The following is a 24206-nucleotide window of genomic DNA, read 5'->3' on the forward strand; positions in this document are numbered from 1 at the left end:
TGCGTATTGATTTCAGCTCAACATGTACCTCAACTGTAAAACATATTACTCACTCCGGTATGGCACCTATTCCACGCAGCAACTGGTAGATGCCGCTGTGGAATGTGGGGTGAAGACATTGGCGTTGACTAACATCAATTCCACCTTCGACGCCTGGGACTTTGTAGATTTCTGCCAGCAAGCGGGCATCAAGCCGATACTGGGTACAGAAATCCGCAATGACAATAAGCTGTGCTATGTCCTGCTGGCAAAGAACAATAAAGGCTTCTTAAACATCAACCGGTTTTTGTCCGACCATTTGATTTCCCGTACAGACTTTCCTGAACGCGCTCCTGATTTCGATCATGTGATTGTGATTTATCCTTTGGGATCGGTCGACCCGCCATTGCTCAAGGCCAATGAATATATAGGTGTACAGGTCACAGAGGTGACCAGACTCTATGGGATCAACTGGAAGGATTGCTCCGGCAAATTTGTCATCAGGCATCCGGTCACCTTTCAGGATAAAATTCATTACAACATTCACCGGCTGCTACGGGCGGTAGACCGTAACATTATTTTGAGTAAGCAGGATCCGGGGGACTGCGCTGCTGCGCATGAAACATTCCTGCACTTAGCCGACCTCCTGATTTCCTTTCAACAATACCCCCAACTGCTTTCCAATACCTTCCTGCTCCTGGAGGAATGCAGCATCGAGATCGATTTCAAAGCAGATAAAAACAAAAAGTACTATTCCGCGTCCAAACAGGACGACCTGAATTTACTCAGGATGTTGGCTGTTGAAGGGCTGGAATACCGGTACGGAAAGCAGAACAAGCAAGCCACAGAAAGGGTGGAAAAAGAATTAAAGATCATCGATGAACTCAATTTCAGTGCTTATTTTCTCATTACCTGGGACTTTATCCGCTATGCCCAGCAACGCGGATTTTATTACGTAGGCCGTGGCAGTGGCGCAAATAGTATTGTCGCCTACTGCCTTAAAATTACCGATGTTGACCCGATCCAGCTGGACCTGTATTTTGAAAGGTTCCTGAACCCCGGCAGAACTTCGCCCCCGGATTTCGATATTGATTTTTCCTGGACGGACCGCGACCTGGTGATGGACTATGTGTTTAAACGGTACGGTAAAGAACACGTGGCCCTACTCGGTATGATCAGCACCTTCCAGTCCAGAGCTGCTATCCGGGAATTTGGGAAAGTTTATGCCTTGCCCGCTACTGAAATAGATGCGCTCATGGACGGCAATTATAGCCCTACAGATAAGCACCACCGACAGATCCTGAGATACAGCAACCTGGTACAGGACTGGCCTAACCAAATCAGCATCCATCCCTGTGGCATGTTGATCTCCGAGGAACCACTACACCAATACACAGCCTGCACCATGCTGCAAAAGCAAATGCCGGTCGCCATGCTGGATATGTTTTCTGCCGAAAAAGTCGGGCTTTTCAAATTTGATGTGCTTTCCCAGCGGGGGCTTGGACACATTAGAGATACCATTAACCTGGTAAAAGAAAGTAAAGGGATAGCCATCGACATCCATAAGGTTTCAGAGTTTAAAAATGATCCGCTCATAAACCAGCGGTTGGCTACTGGGGAAACCATCGGATGCTTTTACATTGAGTCGCCTTCCATGCGCGTGGTCCTCAGGAAATTGAGTTGCGACAATTACATCTCCCTGGTGGCGGCATCTTCGATCATCCGTCCCGGTGTAGGCAGTTCCGGAATGATGGACCAGTACATCAAACGTTCACATCATCCCGACGAATTTCAATACCTGCATCCGATCATGAAAGACTTACTGGAAGAGACTTTCGGCGTGATGGTCTACCAGGAAGATGTCATCAAGGTTGGACACTACTTTGGTGGGTTGTCGCTAGAGGATGCAGATATATTACGGCGTGCGATGTCAGGAAAATATCGCGGCAACCAGGAAATGCAAAGACTGGAAAATACGTTTATCACCAATTGTGAACAGAAAGGCTATGCCCCACAAGTTTATCTGGAAGTATGGCGCCAAATGGCCTCCTTTGCAGGATACTCCTTTTCAAAGGCGCACTCGGCCAGTTTTGCCGTAGAAAGCTACCAAAGTCTTTTCCTGAAAACCTATTATCCCGCAGAATTTTTAGTCGCAGTGATCAATAATTTTGGCGGCTTTTACAACACAGAGCTTTACTTCCAGCAATTGAAAAAATCAGGGGTAACTGTAAAACGCCCTTGTGTAAACATCAGTGAAGAACTGACCACTATTGCTGACAGCTCGGTGTACCCGGGACTGGGGCTGATCAATGGCATTAAAAATGAAACCATTGCTACCATTATTGCTGAACGTAATGCTAATGGAAGTTATCTGCACTTACAGAATTTCATCGAACGCACCAGCATTAAGGAAACCCAACTGGAATTACTCATTGATGTCAGTGCATTATCCTTTACGGGGAAAACTAAAAAGCATTTATTATGGGAAGCCTGTCTTTTACAAGCCAATGCCCGAAGTCATGTACCGGCCAGCATCTCCCTGTTCGGTGAAGAGGCAGTGCGTACAACCGGATATAACCTACCACTATTGCTCGATGACCGGTTGGAGGATCTGTACAGCGACATCGAGAATTTGCGATTTACTGTCGATAATATTTTTCTACTGGTCGATGTTGACCTGAGGAGCTTCGTAGCAGCCAAAGAACTTCCCCATTATGTTGGTCTAAAAGTGAATTGTTTGGGCTACCTGATCTGCACTAAGAATACCTACACCAAAAAAGACAGGAAAGCGATGTTTTTTGGCACCTGGATAGACAGCCGGGGCGATTGGATCGATACTGTTCATTTCCCAGCCGCTGCCGCGGCCTACCCCTTCCAGGGCAGGGGCTTTTATCACATTTATGCTGAGGTAACCGAACAGTTCGGCGTAATTACCTTGACCGCCCTGGAAATGACAAAGGTTGGCGTTAAGGGGACTGTTAATAAAAAGCTCATCAGCGGCTAACCTCCTTGGTGTTCTGAAGCATTTAATTTTCCAAAGTTGATTTTGACCAAGTACATTCATTTGTATTTATCACTTGAATGAGGTTCAAACAATCAACATTTGGTTCAGCTAGGCTTATATATCACTATGCTAACACATATGGGTGAGGCACCTGAAACAGGTTGCTTGTAAGAATTAAATGTAAATAATTTATCTAATGGATTCCTAGTGAGGATTTCATACATCTGATTAATAATTAAATCGAATGATAAATTTGATGTATATTAAAGGAAGATAAATTTTCCACTATTTCACGAAATTAATAGCGAATGAGCACATTTGATCAAGAGATAGCTATTGCAGCTTCTACACAAAATGAAATTATCTTTATAACCGATGCCTGGAATGGTGAAGAAATTAATGAGAAGCAATTTATAAAATCACAACCAGTAATGAAACAAATTGATTCGCTGAATACCGGTAATAAAATTCCAAGCAATAATCTATAATATCTGAATTAACAATTTCATCAAACATAAACCAAACCCCAATGCCTACATTCAAAAGCCCATATATTTCAAGGATTAAAATCAAAAATTTTCGAAATTTCTTAAACGTAGATGTTGCTCTTGATCATAAACAAGTCATGGTTGGAGAGAATAACGTTGGAAAAACTAATTTTCTCAGAGCCATACAATTAATTTTAGATAAGGACTTTTCAGACAATGATCGGCAGTTATCAGAAAGCGATTTTCATGAAAGCTTACCTGATCCGATGGTAAATGGTGAGATAATAGAAATTGCCTTGCAAATAAAAGGCTTCGAACATAACTCCAGGTTGATCGCGCAATTTATCGATGCGGCCATTAGTGATACGCCCCCCACTCTTCAGTTCGTATATAAATTCTTCCCCAGTGTCGGTCCTTTGGGAAATATTATAAATTACAAATATGAGATATATAAGGGCGCTACGGAGCTGTCAAAATTTACAAGTGAAGACAGGAGTTTCATTAATATCTATGTCATCAAAGCCTTAAGAGATGTAGAACGTGAATTGAAGGCAAACAAAAACTCCCCCCTATATAAGCTGGTTAAGAAATACGATATTTCAAAAGAAGATCTGGAAAAGATCTCGGAATCAATGAAGGTTGCAGCAGATGAACTTTTACAACTGGATGAAATCGTCCATATTAAGAAAGTAATCCAGGAAAGATTCACTTCCCTGGCTGGGTTGCAAAGTGATAACGAAATTAATCTGAGCACGTTTGATATAGACATGGAGAGACTGTTATATACACTTCAGGTTTATTTCGGAATCAGTGAAAGACCAATAGGAGAACTTAGTTTGGGCATGGGCAATATACTGTACATTTCATTAATGCTTATTTTACTGAAAGACCGAACAATCCCTCCAATTATTAAAGCGGAGAAATTCCAGGAACTATTAGCATTGGATGATGAAAAAATGATCAACAACTTTTATGAATTAAGTGAACAATCTAAGTATATATTAAAGCCCGATATTGCTGATGCAGATATATCGAACTTATATTCTTGGATGGATGAAAACAATGGTTCGCAACAGGCGTTTACCATTCTTGCTGTTGAAGAACCAGAGGCACATCTAAGTCCAATACTTCAAAGGCTCATATTCAGAGAGGTTCTGCATAAAAGCAATACTTCTGTGATATTCACTACACATTCTACTTTTATCGGTTCTGTTGCCCCTCTTTCCTCAATAGTGCATGTACGGAACATTAGAGGTTCCAGTGGAGTATATTCTACTGCAAAGCTGGTAATTAATGACCGGGAGCGAAAGGATATAGAAAGATATATTGATGCCAAAAGAGGTGAACTTTATTTTGGCAAAGGAATCATTCTTGTTGAAGGAATTACAGAAGAATATATTATACCGGCAGCAGCAGATGTACTCGGCGAACCTTTGGATGATTATGGTATTGTAGTTTGCAATATTGATTCAACGAATTTTAAGCCATATATTCAGTTATTGCAGGCTTTGAATATCCCCTGGCATCTCATTACCGATGGGGATTACTATGAAATTACCACCAACACGGATGAAAAAGGGAACATTTCTGAAAATAGAGAATATCATATAATGGATAGCATCACAGGTCGCCCATTTAGATATAGAGGAATTGAAAATGTGAATGCAGTTTTGGCGGATTTACAAATTGTGCAAATAGCTGATATTCCAGCATCTTCTGAGGATGCGAGAGAATTCTTCAAACAACAGGGTGCTCATGTTGGCAAACATACCCTGGAAGTAGACATGATGAACGAGACAAATGCAGATGGAAAAAATATTATTAAAACCGTTTATGCTGAACTCATTCTTGGGGGTGAAAAAATGCAGAAAAATTTTAAAGAAGCGTTAGATGCAGGTGAGTATTGGTCAGCATTAAAAAAAATCGAATCAAATATAAGCAAAGGAAGATTTGCACAACGTTTAGCCGGAAATCTAATTCCTGAACTGATACCTCAATATGTGAAAGAGGGTATCCAAAATTTTCTGGAGGAAGTAAAAGAGGATTATGAACAATAATTTTTTTGAGGACCTTGAACTAATCAAAAGCGATCAAAGCCAAATCGACGCCTACAATTCCCAAAGAAACACCGTAGTAATTGCAGGGCCAGGCAGTGGCAAAACAAGGGTGCTTACTTTAAAGGCAGCCAGCTTAGCACAGGGATCTATTAAGAAGCCTTGTGGTTTAGCCTGCATCAGCTACAGCCGGGAAACTGTAAGAGAGATCAAAAAGCGTCTTAAGGAATATGGCTATAAACCGACGAACAAAGATTTTATCGGCACCGTACATAGTTTTACACTTCTGCATGTCATTCAGCCTTTCGCTCATCTTTACCCTCAATATGGTGTAAAATATCCCGTAAGGATTATTAAAAAAGAAGATGAGGTAAAGATATACGACAGTGTACTTACAGAGTTGAATGCCACCCCTGAACAGGTAAAATTGAAGGAGATCAATAGACAAAGAAGTCTTTCAGTAGTGGGTACCAGTCAGGTTACATTTGATTCAACCGATCTGATAGAAAATGCAGCAAGCCTCTATGAAAGAAAACTCCTGGAATCTGATTACCTGGACTTTATCAGTATCATCAATATTTCTGCCCAGATCATACATGAACAAGAGTTTGTTAGACTTGCCCTTCGGAGCCGGTTTCCGTGGTTACTGGTGGATGAATATCAGGATTTAGGAAAAGCATTGCATGAAATGGTATTGGAACTTGTTTTTAATGCAGATATAAAGCTTTTTGCAGTTGGTGATATGAATCAATCAATTTACGGTTTTAATGGTGGATATCCTGATTTTCTTATGGAACTAATGGGCCGGGACGATATCTACCCGGTACAGCTGGCAAATAATTACAGAAGTAATCAGCACATTATTACTGCTTCATTGGAGACACTGGAACCACCCGCTCCTTTGGCTTATTTCGCAAAAAGAAGGTTAGAGGAGAATGCAGATTTTACGTTTGTAACCTGTGATCACCAAATGGACCAACAATATGACGTGGTTGCTAATAAGGTAATACCGTTATTGATCCAAAATAATACCCCATTAAATGAGATAGGCATAATTACATGGTCAAATACTGATGTCCGGTCGATGGCACTTGCATTACGGCATAATAATATCCCGTTTTATATTTCAAAATGGGATTTTGAGAAAAGTGCAACGGTGACATGGCTTCAAGATTGTGCAAACTGGTGCATAAATTCTGAGCAACAGTCATTTGATGACCTGTTTAAATTTTGGAAAAGCTTACTAATTAATCATGATGATCCCCGTAAGTTTAAGGATGCGATTGATTTAAAAATCGATTTTCTTAAAACTTTAAAAAAGGGCAAAGAGAAGGAGAAGGTATTGGAATGGCTGACGCTAATGATAAATGATCTTGAACTTGCTAATGTTTTGCAACATTCGGATATGTACCCTGATGAAATCAATAATCTTGAGATTTTATTAGCTGAGGCAACAAACTACAATCTGAAAGATATGCAACTTGAACGTTTTGCACATCTTGGAATTCCAAATAACGAAGTTACGATTACTACCAGGCATAGTGCAAAAGGTCTAGAATTTGAAGCAGTTATTTTATTAGGAATGGAAGAAGGGCATTTTCCATACTACTTAGATGTCCAAAATCCAATACTTTTAGCAGAAGCTCAAAGGCTATGTTATGTCTGTGTAAGCAGGGCAAAAAAGAGTTGCATTTTGGTTAGATCGGAACAGTTTACTGTTAACACACAATGGGGAATAAGAACATTCCCTTACACTCCATCTCGTTTTTGGGTAGCTTTAGCTCAGAAGTTTGGAAATGTAAACAACCATTTTACCCACATTACATATCCTTATGATGTCTAGCTTATTTTCAATGGGAATATCTTTTGGGATTAGATACTGAGAATTTAAAATTAAAACATGCCTTAAACAAGTTAAATGTTCACTCCGTTAATGTGTTTAATGAAAAATTATTTGTGAAATTATTTCCTTTGCATAAATTTAAACTTTAATCGCACCAGCCAGGAATTTTAAACTATAAGTAAATTATGGATCCTAAATTCTTTGTTGGTGTCGATATTTCAAAAGTCACGATTGACGTTGCAATTGTCTCCAATAATATTGTAATAACCAATTTCAAAACTGAAAATTCCGAACCTGCGATAAAAGAGCTGTTGTTAAAGCTTAAAGCTGATTACCACATAAATCGGCTAAACACCCTATTTTGTGCTGAGGCAATGGGAATATATGCTACCTTCCTTTTAGCGGTTTTAGGTAAGAATAAGATGCCCGTATGTATGGAATCTCCACTGCAGATTAAGCGATCAATTGGTATCGCAAGGGGGAAGACTGATTTATTAGACGCTTGCAGGATTGCAATATATGCAAGCAAACACTATAAAGTTTTGCGATTATGGGAGGAACCCAGACCTTGTATTTCCCACTTAAAGTCCTTGATGGCAATTAGAAGACGATTGATAAAAGCTAGGGTGATGCTTAAAAATAGTAAAAAAACAAATGCATACTATTTAAATAAGTTGGAGAATAGTTATGTAACCAATCTAACAAAAATGTCTCTTGCTGGATTAAGTGCCGACGTAAAAGAACTTGAAATGCAAATGTTGTCAACAGTGAAATCTGATGCCCATTTACAGAAAATATTTGAAATATTGAACTCTATCCCACATATTGGGAAAATCATATCGTTGCATTTAATAACTGCTACAAATGAGTTCAAGGATTTTAGTAATCCTAAGAAGTTTGCATGTTATTGTGGTATCGCTCCATTTGAATGGAGTTCAGGAACCAGTTTAAATGGAAAGAAAAGGATTTCACGTTTGGCCAATAAAGAGCTTAAAACGCTGCTTCATTTAGCCTCAATTGGATATACACGAAGAAAGAAATCGATGCTAGGAAAATTTTATTTAAAAAAAGTTCAGGAAGGAAAAAACAAAATGAGTATTCTTAACGCCATCAGAAATAAGCTGGTTCATAGGATATTTGCATGCGTTCGGGATAATAAAATGTTTGAAGAAAGTCTGTAAAAATTTAGGTAGCCCATCCTTATACGATTTCTATCTATGGAATGAGGCAGTTTAAGCCTATTAATCGTACAAGTTAGGTGTAAGGTTGTAGTGATTATATTTAATACTATGAAAGGAATGAGATCGAAACTATTATGATTTTTAGTATAAATAAAGCTACGGGTTACCTTTTTTTTAATCCCAATATTAATGCATTGCAGAAGCAAAAAGTGTAATTGCTACTCGACCTTATAATATTAATTTAATTGTACTACTGAGATATTCAGAATAACTTTGATTCATTAATTAACTCGTTGCTACTTTCTTTCTTCAAGCGCGGCTATGATTTCCTTTCTCGTTGGCCGTCGTTTACCACCTGATCTTCATTCAAAAGCATCTTCGGTTATGATACCCTTGATATTACAAATGTCGTTGAATTTTACCTATATCAATATTTAATGTTGTCATTGAAATATGATTTTTGTTTTTTACTTTAGAACATCCCACAATCACATCCTCCTATTTAAAGTATCCTCCCAGTTCCTGTGCAATGCACGGGAGGAAATGTATTGTTAACAATGGTGCTTGACGGTACCGGACTAAAGGAGAAGCGAGATGGAATTATGTGAGAAGGAAAAAATTACTCCCCAACAGGCCATTCAAATTTTACAAAAGGATGGAATAGTGACCAATCAAACAGAAGCGAAGATCATTTTAGATTTTCTATACATAATAGCTGAAATTGTAGTAGATACCTACTTGGAAAATTCAGACTAATTACCTTATTCCCTTTTATTTAAGTATGGAAATGGTTAACTTAGAATTAGCCGCTTCGCAGGGTGGATTTTGCTTACACCTCATATTCGTAAAGCATTACATTAAAACAGATCATAATGAAAATTGCAGATTTATATATCCGGGTAAGTACGGATGAACAAGCCGATAAAGGATATTCACAGCGAGACCAGGAAGAAAGATTAAAAAAGTACTGTGAACTATTTTCTATAAAAGTCAGAAAGGTTATATATGAAGATCATTCCGCCAAAACCTTTATGCGCCCGGCCTGGAAAGGACTTTTAACAGATTTGAAAAAATACAAGGGACAAACCGATTTAATCCTATTCATTAAGTGGGACCGGTTCAGCCGTAATGCAGGGGATGCCTATCAAATGATCAACATCCTTAGAAAGCTAGGCGTTGAACCACAAGCCATAGAACAACCGCTGGATTTGTCTATTCCAGAAAACAAGATCATGCTTGCTTTTTACCTAGCAGCTCCGGAAGTAGAAAATGACCGCAGGGCATTAAATGTATTTCATGGTATGCGTAGGGCAAAAAAGGAAGGACGGTATATGGGAACGGCACCATTAGGTTATGTCAATAGGACTGATGAACAATTGAAGAAAAAATATATTGAACCCCGTGAAGATGAAGCGGTCATTCTGCGATGGGCATTTGAGGAACTTGCTTCAGGTAGGCTCAATACAGAACAGGTCTGGAAGCTAACTAGGGAAAAGGGGCTCAAAAGGGGCAGTAAAAATAATTTTTGGGTAGCAATGCGTAATCCCTTGTACTGTGGCAAGATATTTATTTCCAAGCATAAGGATGAAGAAAGCCGTCTTGTACAGGGACTACATGAACCGCTGATTTCTGAAGCACTTTTTTATGTAGTACAGGATGTGCTAAATGGAAGAAAAAAACAGATGCGTCCTAAATTAACTGTTGATGAAAATTTACCATTGAGAGGTTTCTTAATTTGTCCTGAATGCGGCAGGAAGCTAACGGGGAGTGCCTCTAAAGGTTGTAAAAAGTATTACCATTACTACCATTGCAGTTCACCCTGTAAAGTAAGATATAACGCTGATAAGTTGAATAAAGATGTAGTTAAGGAAATCAAGAAATATGTTACCCCATTGCCCGAACTGCAACTTTATAAAAAGATCATCGTGTCTGTTTTCAATTCCAAAAACAGACTTCAGCTCAATGAAGTCAAACAATGCAAGTTTCAGTTAGAGGGAGCCAATCAGCGTTTATCTAAGGCTAGGGATTTATTACTCGAGGACGCCATTCAGGCTGACGATTACCGCAGGATAAAAAAAGAAACAGAAGATAGAATCAATAGATTGGAAGTCCAATTAACTGCTACAGCATCCAAAACTAAAAGCATAGAACCCCTATGGGAACAGGCAATTAGCAATTTATCAATGCTTGATATTTTATATAAAGAGGGAACCGTTATTAGAAAGCGAAAAATTATTAGTTCGATTTTCCCCGAAAAATTGATTTTTGACGGGATACAATATCGAACTACCAGAGTCAACGAAGCGATCGAACTTATACATTTGATTAGCAAGCAATTAAGACCCAAAAAAAAAGGGACAAATTCAGACATCTCTGATTTGTCCCAATTGGTGATCCCGCTGGGACTCGAACCCAGGACCCATACATTAAAAGTGTATTGCTCTACCAACTGAGCTACAGAATCGTTTGCTGTTAAGCGGCTGCAAAAATAGGAATAATTTATTTTTAAACAAGTTTTTATTAAAAAAACTTCAAAACAGGCTGGTATAAAGCATTACAGCCGATACAACCATAACATCGCTGTAATAAAATGCTGATACTATCAACTTCTCTCCTATTTTTGTAGCGCAAAAATATACCCATGAAAACTTACTTCCAGAACAAGACTGTTATCATCACCGGCGGATCGTCGGGTATTGGGAAGGCACTCGTTGCTACGTTATTGCAGATGGGCGCTTCTGTTGCCGTATGTGGTAGAAAGCAGCCTGCGCTCTCGGCTTTACAAAACGAAATCAATCATGCCAACCTCTTTACTTTTGTAGCGGATGTAAGTGTGGAGGCCGACTGCAAATCATTTATTGAAAACAGTATAGAAAGATTTGGTAAGATAGATATCCTGATCAATAATGCGGGGATCTCTATGCGTGCTATGTTTCGCGACCTGGATCTGAGTGTATTGAAATCGCTGATGGATATCAATTTCTGGGGAACGGTATACTGCACCAAGTATGCGCTTCCGGCTATTCTTGCCAGTAAGGGCACTATCGTAGGTGTGTCTTCCATTGCCGGTTACAGGGGACTGCCTGCACGTACGGGATATTCCGCTTCCAAATTTGCGATGCAGGGTTTCCTCGAAGCATTGCGTACGGAATGTTTGCATACAGGCGTCAACGTGATGTGGGTATGTCCCGGGTTTACGTCTTCCAATATCCGTAATACCGCCCTCAATCCCCAGGGACAAACGCAAAGCGAAACGCCCCTGAACGAGGACAAACTGATGAGCGCCGAAGCGGTATCCATTGCTATCGCCAAAGCAATCGTGAAACGCAAACGTACACTTGTACTCACCACGCAGGGGAAACTCACTGTATTGTTGAGCAAACTTTTCCCCGGTCTCCTGGATGGTATCGTTTACAATCACTTTAAAAAAGAACCAGGCTCCCCGCTGTCCTGATCATACAATTGTTTCACCTTAGCCGTTAACGTTAGTACTATAAGACTATAAAAAAATACTTTTAAAATACGGTGCCATCGGTATTTTTACCTTTATTTGCATTCAGATTGCATTAATAACCCCCATGGCATCTTTTTTGAAAGGAAAGCGAGACAATGAATTTGCCATTCGAACGTGATACCGGGAATTAATAGAGCGGAAGGGATTTGAAATGTGAATTTATCGCATAAGGGTTTGGATTTAGATTTGTTGGCATGTCCATTATAACATTAACATCAGACATAGGAATGCAGGATTACCTGGTAGGTGCCATCAAAGGGCAGCTCTGGCAATACTGCCCGGAATGTCATGTTACGGACATCACCCACCATATCAGCCCTTTTAACTTACCACAGGCTACTTATATCTGTAAAAGCGCCTTCGCCTACTTTCCGCTGGGTACCTTCCACTTTGTATTGATCAACCTGTTCGACCAACGCCCCGAACACGTGCTCGTAGCGGAACATAATGGTCATTACATCGGCTGCGCCGATAATGGACTCCTCACGATGATCGCAGGCGGTATGCCGGAAAAAGTAGTGAAGATTCCGTTAGATAAAAATGCACCCAAGAATACTTTTACCATCATTCAGCTGCTGGCTTCCGCTGCGCGGGAACTAAGCCGCGGCAAGGCGCTTGGTGAACTGGCGCCACTCTCTCAAAGCATTAATGTAAAAAACAACCTGCAACCTTTGGTGGGAGATGATTTCATCGAAGGACAGATCATTCATATAGACAACTTCGAAAATGTGGTGGTCAATATCACCCGCGACCAGTTCAATGCCCAGTGCAGGAACCGGGCCTTCAAGATCTTTTTCCGCCGTAATGAGGTGATCAGCCAGATCAGCGAAACCTATGCGGACGTTTCCGAAGGACAGAAGTTGGCGCTTTTTAACGCTGCCGGCTATCTTGAAATAGCTATCAATAAAGGAAATGCTGCCGGCCTTTTTGGCCTCCAGGGCTTCCGCCGCGATCAGCTCACCCAGCCCGCCGGCTACCAGCAACTATCCTACTACCAAACTGTAAGAATAATCTTTCAATGATCAATCGACTCGTAAAAATGGAGTTTGCCCCCGACAAGGTAAATTCCTTCCGGGAGCTTTTTTCCCGGCAACAACAGCTTATCCGCCATTTTCCCGGATGCCTCCACCTGGAACTCTGGTTGCATGACGCTACCGGCCATACTTTCTTTACCTTTAGTAAATGGGAGTCCGAAGCAGCCCTGGAAGCCTACCGGAACTCAGACCTCTTCAAGGAAACCTGGGCCGCCACCAAAGTGCTTTTCAGCGCAAAACCAGCAGCATGGACGGTTACGGAAGCTGCCAGTCTTTGATGACCTGCCGACGTGCCAATGGATTTTAATCTCTTTTTAATCTCCGGCCCCCTCACAACAGTACACAACTACGGGTGAACGGGTATTAATTAAAGGCTTACAGCTAAAAAGATATTTACAAAAAGTTAAAACTGTTCAGCAGATTAGCATAATTTGCTGTTTTTTATATTTTTGTCGGACCTTAAAACAACCTTATGAATTTTAAAAGGACCAACAACATAGTTGGCTGGGTGATTTGCATCATTGCCTGCTCTGTTTACATTATGACGATGGAGGCTACAGGCAGCCTCTGGGACTGTGGTGAATTTATTTCAAGTGCCTATAAAGTACAGGTACCCCACCCCCCCGGAGCTCCACTGTTCGTTTTGCTCGGAAGACTCTTCAGCATGTTCCTGGAACCATCCAAAGCTGCCTTAGGTGTAAATACCATGACAGCCCTGGCCAGCGGTTTCACCATACTGTTCCTCTTCTGGACAATCACGCACTTTGCCCGTCGTCTGATGGTAAAAGCCGGTGAAGAGATTTCCCGTGAAAAAATGATCGCTATTATGGGTGCAGGCGCCGTGGGTGCACTGGCCTATACCTTTTCTGATTCATTCTGGTTCTCCGCCGTGGAAGGTGAAGTGTATGGTATGTCCTCCTTCTTCACCGCCATCGTATTCTGGGCCATCCTGAAATGGGAACACGAAGCCGATGAACCCTATGCTGATCGCTGGATCGTACTGATTGCATACCTCCTGGGCCTCTCCATTGGTGTACATCTGCTCAACCTCCTGACCATCCCGGCTATCGTAATGGTCTACTACTTCAGACGCTTTAAACCAACCGGATGGGGCACCTTCTGGGCTTTCATGATAGGCTGCGCCCTCACCGGCATGATCCAGAAATACCTGATCCAGGATACTGTAAAAGCTTCGGGATACATGGATGTTCTCTTTGTAAATAACCTCGGAATGGGTTATTTCTCAGGATTCATCTTCTACTTCCTCTTCCTGATCGTGATACTGATCATCGGTTATAAAAAACCTTCTTTCGGGTTATATGCACCACTCATCGTTATCGCTTCAGTGATCCTGGTACCTGCTTACAATGATGCCAGCGGCGGAATTGTGTTTGTAAAGATCTTGCTGGCAGCATTTTTCCTGTTGATTCCAACCATCCTGAAAACAGTAGGCGTGAGAATGGATGTGGCTAAAACGGCGCATTTCAGCCGGTTGACCATCTCCTTTGTGCTGTTCACACTCCTGGGCTACTCTACTTATATTACCACCATGGTGCGCTCTACAGCCAATCCTGCGGTAGATATGTATAATGTAGATAACCCGATTTCCCTCGTAGGTTACCTGGGACGCGAACAATATGGTGATTTCCCCCTGATCTACGGACAGGTATTTACCGCCCGCCCAACAGAATATAAAGAAGGCGGCAACATCTACGCACGCGGACCAAAGAAATATGAAGTAGCCGGCAAAAAAATGGAACCGGTATATGCCTCACAGGATATGATGCTCTTCCCACGTGTATGGGATGCCAGCAACGACCAGGGACATGCCGATTTCTACCGCTCCTGGCTTGGATTACAAGCCAACGAAGCTCCTTCTTTTGGCGATAACATCCGGTTCTTCATGCAATATCAGATGAACTTCATGTACTTCCGCTACTTCATGTGGAACTTTACCGGCAAACAAAATGATACACAAGGCTACGGCAACGTAAGGGATGGTAACTGGATTTCCGGGATCCCTTTCATCGATAATTTTATTTATGGAGATCAAGGCATGATGCCGGATAGTCTCAAGGAAAACAAGGCGCATAACACCATGTTCTTCCTGCCATTCATCCTGGGGATCATCGGTTTCTTCTTTCAATATAATAATCACCGCAAAGATACGCTCATCGTATCCCTGCTCTTCTTCTTTACAGGTATTGCCATCGTGATGTATCTCAACCAGGCCGGTAATCAGCCACGTGAACGTGACTACGCTTATGTAGGATCTTTCTACGCCTTTGCTGTCTGGATAGGGTTAGGGGTATTATCTATCTATAGTTATCTTAAAAAGAAAACAAAAAGCACGCTGTCTCCCATACTGGCTACCGGCCTGTGTTTATTGGCTGTTCCCGTACTCATGGCCTCACAGGAATGGGATGACCACGACCGCTCTACCAAAACCATCGCAAGAGATGTGGCCAAAGATTACCTGGAGTCCTGCCAGCCCAACGCAATCCTGTTTACCGTAGGCGATAACGATACTTATCCGCTCTGGTATGCCCAGGAAGTGGAAGGCATCCGTACAGATATCAGGGTGATTAACCTGAGTCTCCTGGGGGTTGACTGGTACATCGATCAGCAACGTAAGATGGTCAACAAAAGCCCGGCAATAGAAATGAGCTGGAGCGCGGAGAAATACAGGGGAGAAAACCACAACTACATCCGCTTCTTCGATCCGGGAAATATTCCGGCTGATAAATACTTTAACCTGAAAGAGATCATGAACTTCATGGGAAGCGATGATCCTAACAGCAAAGTGAATACACAGGACGGTGGCGCTGAAAACTTCCTGCCTACCCGTCAGTTATTCATTCCAGTTAATAAAGAGGAGATCCTGAAATATGGTGTGGTGAGCGCGAAAGACAGTGCTAAAATATTACCACAGCTGCCGATCAAAATCACGAAAAACATCCTGATGAAGAATGACCTGGCGGTGTATGATATCATTGCGACCAACAACTGGAAAAGACCTATCTACTTTACCAGTCCTACTGATCTTGGTTTGAATGAATACCTGCAAACAGACGGTCTGGCCTATCACCTGGTGCCAATGCCTAAGCCAACAGCTACTGATCCGTTAGGAATGGATATCAACGCCAACGTAGGTGTGATGTACGATAACCTGATGCATAAGTTCGCCTTTGGCGGTGCACAAACAGCAGGCACTTACTTCGATGAGCCCAACAGGAAAATGTTGCTTTACCTGCGCCAGGCATTCACCAAACTGGGTGTAGCTATGTCCCAGGAAGGACAGAAAGATAGTGCGCTGACTGTACTGAAGTACATGGATAAAAACATAAAGGAAACTAACTTCCCTTATGCCATGACAACGCCCAACAACATGCACAACTATACTTCCCTGCAAACCGTATACGCCTACTACATGGCCGGCGATGCTAAAAGGGCAGATGAGCTGGGCGCTCAGATCATCAAGGACTGCGAACAACAGATCCGCTACTATAACTCATTGCCTGCAAGCAGGATCACCAGTGATTTACAGCGCGACGGACAAACAGCTGAACAATTCATCGGCTGGTTGCAGCACATGAAAACGGACTTCGGCGAGGGAGCAAAAGCCCGCAAGGATGGAGCCCAGGACATAAATGCACTGGAAGACTCTAATAGTATTACAGTAGATTCTACTAAATAAAAATAAAAAATTTGGGGATTTCCGGTTTATTGATTTTCAGATGTTGTTATCACTACAACAAATCTGAAAATCAATAAACCGAAAATCCCCAAATCTCTTTTAAGCCTTATTATTATAAGTTACTCACCATCTGTTTCCAGTACGCTGCACTCGCTTTCACTTCAGGTACATTGTTATCCCAGTGGTATTCATATTCTGCAGAAAACAACCCTTTAAACTTCTGCGCTTTCAGCACTTCCATCACTTTACCCATCTGACTTACACCGGTACCCCATATTACATCATGGGCATCATGTGATTTCTCATTCAGGTCTTTGAAATGCAGGCTCACGATATGACCATCCAATTTACGCAGACATTCAACCGGGTCCAGTCCTGAACGTACCCAGTGACCAATATCAGCACAGGCGCCCATCAGTTTACTTCTGCCTTTGATGGCAGCCAGTACGCTGTCAGGATGCCAGTAATGACTAGGTTTGGGGTGATCATGGATCGCCAGTTTAATGTTGTACTTGTCGCACAGCGAAGAGATCAGGTCCAGGTATTCTGCCTGTGGTTCGCTGGTAATGCTCTGAATGCCCATTCTGTTGGCAAAATCAAACAAAACCCGCCAATCTGCTTCGGAATCAGGTACTACTACCCCAAAAGCAACCAGCACTTTGTGCTTCTTTTTAAACAGGCTTTTCACTTGTTCCTGTTTATCGGCCGACATATGATAGTCAAATTTGCCCTCAATGCCACCGCCAATTACCTGGCCAGGGAAGGCCTCCACATACTGGATGCCGCAACTGTCCATCTTATCCAGTGCCTCCGCCAGTGTAAAGCGGTTGAAGGTCCATGCCTGTGCGCCCAGCTTCCAGCCCAATGCATCTGCCCTGGCCTGCCCATTGGCAGACGAGGCAAATAATGCAATCGCTAACCCACCAGCCAGCATCAATGCATTTCTCAGTTTTTTCATATAGATATTTTTTTGATGGTTGAAAGTAATTCCTTCCGGGGGAAAATGCAACAAGAAAAATATGTTGGCCCCCTCCCAACCTCCCCCGAAGGGGGAGGAGAAAGGAGACAAGGGCTTTTTTTTGTTTTTGAGGTGGCTATCTAATGCAGGTAGATAATATTATTATGTCATCATTATTATGTCATCATTATTATGTCATCTGGCCTCATAAGGTACTTCCGTATTATCCAAAAAATGGTGGTAAATCAAAGGTCAAAATAAGCCCACCTTTCCTTTCTCCTCGGTGCTTAATTCGTCTGGTACCGTCAAGCTCTCCAGGTCAAAATAAGCCCTCGTCTCCTTTCTCCTCCCCCTTCGGGGGAGGTTGGGAGGGGGCCCCAAATTTTCATTATCGCGTCAATAACCCAAAGAATCCGTAATTTTAGTGCAGAACTTGTGCTATGAGAGGTATAACTTTTTCCCGGTTCAATCCGGACGAAAACAATAAACCGCCCTTCCGGAAACTATTGGATCTTTTCACCCAACTCCTTACCTACACCAGCGGAGATGTTTCAGAGGCCCTGCAATGGCTCACAGAGCTGGACAAGGAATTTGGACTCACCAATGGCGATTATGGTATCGGCGATTTCATCCAGGAGCTGAAAGATAAAGGCTACCTGCGCGAAAACGAAGAAAACGGTGCGATAGAAATCACGTCCAAAACGGAGCAAACAATCCGTAAAAGCGCGCTGGAAGAGATTTTCGGCAAACTGAAGAAATCCACTACTGGGAATCATAATATCCGCAAATCAGGTATTGGTGACGAACTCAACGCAGAAACGCGTCCCTTCGAATTTGGCGATGGCGTGGATCAGTTGGATATCACCGCTTCTATCCGCAATGCGCAGATCAATCACGGGATCGATAGCTTTTCTATCAGTCAGGACGACCTGGAAGTAAAGGAAACGGATTACAAAACACAAACTTCCACTGCCCTGATGATAGATATTTCCCATTCTATGATTTTATATGGGGAAGACAGGATTACGCCCGCCAAAAAGGTGGCAATGGCCCTCAGTGAGCTGATCATCACCAGGTATCCTAAAGATACCCTGGATATCATTGTATTCGGTAACGACGCCTGGCAGATAGAGATTAAAGACCTTCCTTATTTACAGGTGGGACCGTATCATACCAATACCGTTGCCGGGCTGGAACTCGCCATGGATATCCTCCGCCGGAGGCGTAATCCAAACAAACAGATCTTTATGATCACCGATGGTAAGCCTACCTGCCTGAAAATCGGGAAGGAATATTATAAAAACAGCTTCGGCCTGGATCGCAAGATCCTGAACCGCACGCTTAACCTGGCTGCACAATGTAAAAAATTAAAAATACCTATCACCACCTTCATGGTGGCCTCCGATCCTTGGCTGCAGAAGTTTGTGCAGGAATTTACTGAAACAAATAATGGTAAAGCCTTTTTCTCCGGCACAGATAAACTCGGTCAGTTCCTGTTCTATGATTTTGAAAACGGGAAAAGAAAACTATTCTAACATTAAACACGATCATCGTAATTGTAACTTCTTCTCATGGATATTAGCATAAAAACATTCGGCGAGCTGAAAAAAAGTGGTTATAAACCTACATCGGTAAAAGAAGAGATCAGGCGTAACCTTATCAAAAAACTGCAAAAAAAAGAAACCTCTTTCCCGGGTATCATTGGCTATGAAGATACCGTGATCCCCGATACAGAAAGAGCCTTGTTGTCAAGACATAATATCCTTTTCCTCGGTTTACGCGGCCAGGCCAAAACGCGCATGGCCCGTCAGATGATCGATCTGCTGGATGAATACATTCCCATAGTGGAAGGCTCGGAAGTAAACGATGATCCGTTTCATCCCCTCTCCCGCTATGCCCGCGATCTCATCGCAGAAAAAGGCGACAAAACGCCCATCAGCTGGTTGCCGGCCAGTGCGCGCTACGGCGAAAAACTGGCCACCCCCGACGTATCGGTGGCTGACCTGGTAGGCGATATCGATCCTATCAAGGCGGCAAATCTTAAACTCAGTTACGCCGATGAAAGAGTGATCCACTTCGGTATCATTCCCCGCTCTAACCGCGGCATTTTTGTGATCAACGAACTACCCGATCTGCAGGCGCGTATCCAGGTGGCGCTCTTCAATATCCTGCAGGAAGGCGATATACAGATCAGGGGTTTCAAAGTAAGGATGCCACTTGATATCCTGTTTGTCTTTACCGCTAACCCGGAAGACTATACGAACCGCGGCGCTATTGTAACACCGCTGAAAGACAGGATAGAAAGCCAGATCATTACCCACTATCCGAAAAGCGTGGAAAACTCCCTGCTCATCACCGAACAGGAAGCCGACATCCACGAGGAGCAGCTGGGCAAAGTACAGATTGCAGACATGGTAAAACGGCTCATTGAACAGGTGGCTTTTGAAGCCCGCAGCAGTGAGTATGTGGACAAGAAAAGTGGGGTGTCTGCCCGTCTTACCATTGCGGCCTATGAAAATGCTGTAAGTGCCGGTGAACGCCGTGCCATCATCAATAAGGAAAAGGAAACACATGTACGCATTGCCGATTTGCAGGCTATTATACCTGCCATCACCGGTAAAATAGAGTTGGTGTACGAAGGCGAACAGGAAGGCCCCTTGCAGGTAGCGCATAACCTGCTCGATAAATCCGTGCGGACCCTCTTTGCCTCCTATTTCCCCAACCCGGATTCTTTCAAAAAGAAGAAACAGGCAGCACCCGTAGAAAATCCCTACCGCAGTGTGATCCAGTGGTTTGATAAAGGTAATTCACTGCAACTGCTGCAAGATATCAGCGATAAACAATACGATACCGCCCTCGGCAAAGTAGAAGGGCTCAAAGAACTGGTAAAAGCCCGCTTCCCGCAGGCAGGCAACCGGGAACAATTGCTGCTGATGGAGTTCGTCCTCCACGGACTGGCCTCCTATTCCCTCATCAGCAAAAAAGTAGCGGAAAATGAAACCCGTTTCAGCGACTTGTTGGGAACCATGATGAATTTCAGTATGGGTAGCGAAGAAGAGCCTGACGACGAGCTATAAGCGGAGCAATAAATATGATTTTTGTGATTTAATTAATGGGTATAAGAATGATTGTCAATACTACACTCATTTTAACAGTTATGCCCTGATTAATTAAATCACAAAATTTATATTAACCGCGAGAATCACAGTCTTTTTTCCCTATTTTGTCGCTTTAATCATTTATTTCCACGATTCCACAAACGTTTTATATTACATGAATAACTCACGACGAAACTTCCTCCGGTCGGCCTCCACGCTGGTAGCGGGTGCCGGGCTGGTATCCGCCTTACCTGCCTCTTTACAGGCATTGCCGTTGAGATCAGTAGCGGCCAGCGACCGGGTCAATGTAGCCGCTATCGGCATTAATGGCATGGGTTGGGCAGACCTTACCGCCATGCTCAAAAATCCAGCAGCACAATGTGTAGCCTTATGCGATGTTGACAAAAACGTGCTGGACAAGCGCGTGGCAGAGTTGGCGCAAAAAGGTATCAAGGTAAAAGCGTACAGCGATTACCGTAAACTGCTGGAAGACAAAAACATCGATGCCGTTATCATCGGCACACCGGATCACTGGCATTGTCTGCAGATGACAGATGCCTGCGCAGCCGGGAAAGATGTATATGTAGAGAAGCCCATCGGCAACTCTATCATGGAATGCCGCGCCATGGTGGGTGCACAGCAAAAATACAACCGCGCAGTACAGGTAGGCCAATGGCAACGTAGTCAGCAGCATTTTAAAGATGCTATCGACTTTGTACACTCCGGCAAGCTGGGTCAGATCAGGCTGGTAAAAGTATGGGCCTACATGGGCTGGATGAAATCTATCCCGGTAAAACCCGACTCCGCAGTTCCTGCTGGCGTAGATTACAAAACCTGGCTGGGACCTGCTACCACACGTCCTTTCAACGAAAACCGCTTCCACTTTAACTTCAGGTGGTACTGGGATTATGCCGGTGGTCTGATGACCGACTGGGGCGTACATCTCCTGGATTACGCACTGCTGGGCATGAAATCACAGTCGCCCAAATCCATCATGGCAGCAGGTGGCAAATTTGCCTACCCCGATGATGCTGCCGAAACACCGGATACCCTCACCACCGTATACGAATTTGACGGCTACAATATCCAGTGGGAACAAGCCCAGGGCATTGATGGCGGTCCTTATAACCGTGATCATGGCATTGCCTTTATCGGCAACAACGGCACCCTGGTGCTGGACCGTGGCGGATGGGAAGTGATCCCGGAAAAAGATAAAATGGAAGCAGTGCCACGCCGCAAATCCGTAGACAACGGCCTGGAACTCCACACTAAAAACTTTATAGAAGTGGTGAAGTCCCGCAGCCTGAGCGATTTGCACGCGCCTGCCCAAGTTGGCGCACTGGTAGCCACCACCGCTCAAATGGGTAACATCGCTTATCGTACCGGCAAAAAAATATTCTGGAATGAATACGAAGGTAAATTTACTGACAGTGATGCCAACAAACTATTAGCCGCTCCTTATCATAACGGCTATAAACTCCCTAACATTATCGCCTAAACGAAAAATAAAACAAGCAGGTAAAATGCGTACAATTCTCATAACAGCATGCACGATGCTGTCTCTCAGCGCGCTGGCACAGAACAACCAGCAAATGAAACCGGAAGAAACAGAAGTATGGGAACCTGTTCCCAAAGTTATAACACCGGGAATGGCCACCGTTACTGCACCTTCGGATGCCGTGATCTTATTTGATGGCAAAAACCTCGATCAGTGGGAAGGAGAAAAAGGTGGCCCCGCAAAATGGGACGTGAAAAATGGCGCCATGACCGTAGTAAAAAATGCAGGTGTTATCAAAACAAAACAACAGTTTGAAGATTTCCAGCTGCATATCGAATGGCGCACACCTGCTGAAGTAAAAGGAGAAAGCCAGGGTCGTGGCAACAGTGGTGTTTTTTTACAGGAGTACTATGAGCTGCAGGTATTGGATAACTATAACAACCGCACTTATTCCAATGGTCAGGCTGGCAGCTTCTATAAACAAAAGATTCCGTTGGTGAATGCCTGCAAGAAACCCGGCGAATGGCAATCCTATGATGTGATCTGGACGGCTCCCCGTTTTAACGATGACGGTTCCCTCAAAACACCGGCACGTGCTACCGTATTACAGAATGGTGTGCTGGTACAGAACAATGTGGAACTGACAGGGCAAACACAATACATCGGTAAGCCATTTTATGAAAAACATGGCGCAAAATCTATTGTACTCCAGGATCATGGTAATCCCGTGAGCTTTAAAAATATATGGATAAGGCCCCTGAACCAGGATTAACCAGGATTAAAAGATTAGCAGGATTAATAGGATGGGTGCAACAGATGAAAGCGAAGAAGATTTTAGACTAAACTATATTTTATCCGCTTTGGTCTGTTGCACCCATCTGGTTAATCTTTAAATCTTTACATCCTGGTCTTCTATATTCAGCGACAAATACACCGCACTGCTGATAGGATTATCATAATAAGCTGCTATCGGCTGAAAGCCCAGAGAAGTATATAATTCTATTGCAGGCCGCATATGAGCGAGCGTATCCAGCAGGATCCGCTTATATCCCATTTTTTTACTTTCTCTTATGGCTTCTGATGCCAGTGCTTTTCCAACACCGCGCCCTTTGAAAGTATCTTTTACAAAAAGACGCTTCATTTCCGCAGTACTGTTGTCAAATGATCTCACCGCTACACAGCCAGCTACCTGGCCATCTACCTTCGCAAGGAATAGGGCGCCGGTGGGAGCCGCGTACGGACCCGGTAAGTTGGACATCTCTTCTTCAAACTGTTGAAAACTAAGGTCAACATTTAACCAATTGGCATATTCTCTGAAAAGTAGCTTCACCTGCTCCAGGCTTTGGGTATCATCGGCGGTTATTTTCATGATCTCTATCATAACCCCTTCGTATTTGATTGTCTGTAAAACGCAAAAGCCTTCCGGCATGGCTGCTTTCAGACAAATCCTGTGACCTGCCGGAAAAGCCTCCAGACTTTTGCGGGAGGAGCAATTTACGACAATTACTCCATACAAAAATTACCGTTCAAAGATTAATTTTTAAGACAGGGGAATGGCTTTAAAACGGTTGTTGAGGCTACAACCAGCCACAGAAAAGGAAATTATAGGTGGAATTACATACAGCAGAAAACGATTATAAACGAAAAAGCCGCTACAAGAGCGGCTCCTTACTTTCCCATCTGGAGGTTTCGAGCGGATTCGAACCGCTGTACGAGGTTTTGCAGACCTCTGCCTAGCCACTCGGCCACGAAACCATTTCCTTTTCTTTGATGCTTAATTGCTTACCCACAGCGCGCATCACGTTGTTTTGTGGGATTGCAAAAGTAGTAAAAATCTAACATCCACCAAATATTATTT

At 43.1% G+C, this 24206-nt stretch carries 15 protein-coding genes and 2 tRNA genes; 13 read left to right on the plus strand and 4 right to left on the minus strand.

Annotation, left to right across the window (positions count from 1 at the left end):
• Positions 1-22: 22 nt before the first annotated feature.
• From dnaE to ABQ275_RS14260, 5 genes are all read left to right on the plus strand, one after another.
• Positions 23-2983 carry a DNA polymerase III subunit alpha gene (gene dnaE, locus ABQ275_RS14240; RefSeq protein WP_349313809.1) on the plus strand — a complete coding sequence of 987 codons (2961 nt, stop codon included), beginning with the start codon at positions 23-25 and terminating at the stop codon, positions 2981-2983.
• Positions 2984-3291: 308 nt separating this feature from the next.
• A complete protein-coding gene (locus tag ABQ275_RS14245; RefSeq protein ID WP_349313810.1) occupies positions 3292-3471 on the plus strand; it encodes a hypothetical protein in 180 nt (59 codons plus the stop codon).
• Positions 3472-3512: 41 nt separating this feature from the next.
• A complete protein-coding gene (locus ABQ275_RS14250; RefSeq protein ID WP_349313811.1) occupies positions 3513-5528 on the plus strand; it encodes an AAA family ATPase in 2016 nt (671 codons plus the stop codon).
• The gene (locus ABQ275_RS14255; protein WP_349313812.1) at positions 5518-7368 is read left to right on the plus strand and encodes an ATP-dependent helicase; all 1851 of its coding nucleotides are present in this window, start codon (positions 5518-5520) and stop codon (positions 7366-7368) included. The genes ABQ275_RS14250 and ABQ275_RS14255 overlap by 11 nt, the downstream gene beginning before the upstream one ends.
• A 185-nt stretch (positions 7369-7553) precedes the next feature.
• Complete coding sequence (locus ABQ275_RS14260; protein ID WP_349313813.1) at positions 7554-8549, plus strand: IS110 family transposase; 996 nt, start codon at positions 7554-7556, stop codon at positions 8547-8549.
• Between the two features lie 2388 nt (positions 8550-10937).
• Here ABQ275_RS14260 and ABQ275_RS14265 read toward each other — a convergent pair.
• Positions 10938-11013 (minus strand) — tRNA-Lys (locus ABQ275_RS14265).
• A 177-nt stretch (positions 11014-11190) separates the two neighbouring features.
• On the opposite strand from ABQ275_RS14265, the gene ABQ275_RS14270 reads away from it, so the two are divergent.
• The 4 genes from ABQ275_RS14270 (at position 11191) to ABQ275_RS14285 (ending at position 16794) form a co-directional block, all read left to right on the plus strand.
• Positions 11191-12003: an SDR family oxidoreductase gene (locus ABQ275_RS14270; RefSeq protein WP_349313814.1), complete on the plus strand. Its 813-nt coding sequence runs from the start codon at positions 11191-11193 to the stop codon at positions 12001-12003.
• Between the two features lie 254 nt (positions 12004-12257).
• Positions 12258-13085, plus strand: a complete 828-nt coding sequence (locus ABQ275_RS14275; protein WP_349313815.1) for an SAM-dependent chlorinase/fluorinase — start codon at positions 12258-12260, stop codon at positions 13083-13085.
• Positions 13082-13375 carry an antibiotic biosynthesis monooxygenase family protein gene (locus tag ABQ275_RS14280; RefSeq protein WP_349313816.1) on the plus strand — a complete coding sequence of 98 codons (294 nt, stop codon included), beginning with the start codon at positions 13082-13084 and terminating at the stop codon, positions 13373-13375. The genes ABQ275_RS14275 and ABQ275_RS14280 overlap by 4 nt, the downstream gene beginning before the upstream one ends.
• 194 nt (positions 13376-13569) lie before the next feature.
• Positions 13570-16794, plus strand: coding sequence for a DUF2723 domain-containing protein (locus tag ABQ275_RS14285; RefSeq protein WP_349313817.1), 3225 nt, complete (start codon positions 13570-13572; stop codon positions 16792-16794).
• Positions 16795-16906: 112 nt separating this feature from the next.
• Here the strand turns inward: ABQ275_RS14285 and ABQ275_RS14290 are convergent, their stop codons facing one another.
• Positions 16907-17752: a sugar phosphate isomerase/epimerase gene (locus ABQ275_RS14290; RefSeq protein WP_349313818.1), complete on the minus strand. Its 846-nt coding sequence runs from the start codon at positions 17750-17752 to the stop codon at positions 16907-16909.
• Positions 17753-18192: 440 nt separating this feature from the next.
• On the opposite strand from ABQ275_RS14290, the gene ABQ275_RS14295 reads away from it, so the two are divergent.
• The 4 genes from ABQ275_RS14295 (at position 18193) to ABQ275_RS14310 (ending at position 23120) form a co-directional block, all read left to right on the plus strand.
• On the plus strand, positions 18193-19287 hold the full coding sequence (locus ABQ275_RS14295) for a VWA domain-containing protein (protein ID WP_349313819.1): 1095 nt from the start codon (positions 18193-18195) through the stop codon (positions 19285-19287).
• Positions 19288-19323: 36 nt separating this feature from the next.
• Positions 19324-20829 (plus strand): magnesium chelatase, encoded by a 1506-nt coding sequence (locus ABQ275_RS14300; protein WP_349313820.1) that lies wholly within the window; start codon positions 19324-19326, stop codon positions 20827-20829.
• 196 nt (positions 20830-21025) lie between these two features.
• Positions 21026-22348, plus strand: coding sequence for a Gfo/Idh/MocA family oxidoreductase (locus ABQ275_RS14305; RefSeq protein ID WP_349313821.1), 1323 nt, complete (start codon positions 21026-21028; stop codon positions 22346-22348).
• A gap of 25 nt (positions 22349-22373) precedes the next feature.
• A complete protein-coding gene (locus ABQ275_RS14310; protein WP_349313822.1) occupies positions 22374-23120 on the plus strand; it encodes a DUF1080 domain-containing protein in 747 nt (248 codons plus the stop codon).
• Between the two features lie 117 nt (positions 23121-23237).
• Here ABQ275_RS14310 and ABQ275_RS14315 read toward each other — a convergent pair whose 3' ends face one another.
• Together ABQ275_RS14315 and ABQ275_RS14320 are read right to left on the minus strand one after the other, a co-directional pair.
• A complete protein-coding gene (locus ABQ275_RS14315) occupies positions 23238-23729 on the minus strand; it encodes a GNAT family N-acetyltransferase (RefSeq protein ID WP_349313823.1) in 492 nt (163 codons plus the stop codon).
• A 300-nt stretch (positions 23730-24029) separates the two neighbouring features.
• Positions 24030-24103 (minus strand) — tRNA-Cys (locus tag ABQ275_RS14320).
• Positions 24104-24206: the final 103 nt, after the last annotated feature.

Origin of the sequence: Chitinophaga sp. MM2321 (genome assembly GCF_964033635.1) — a bacterium.
Lineage (GTDB): Bacteria > Bacteroidota > Bacteroidia > Chitinophagales > Chitinophagaceae > Chitinophaga.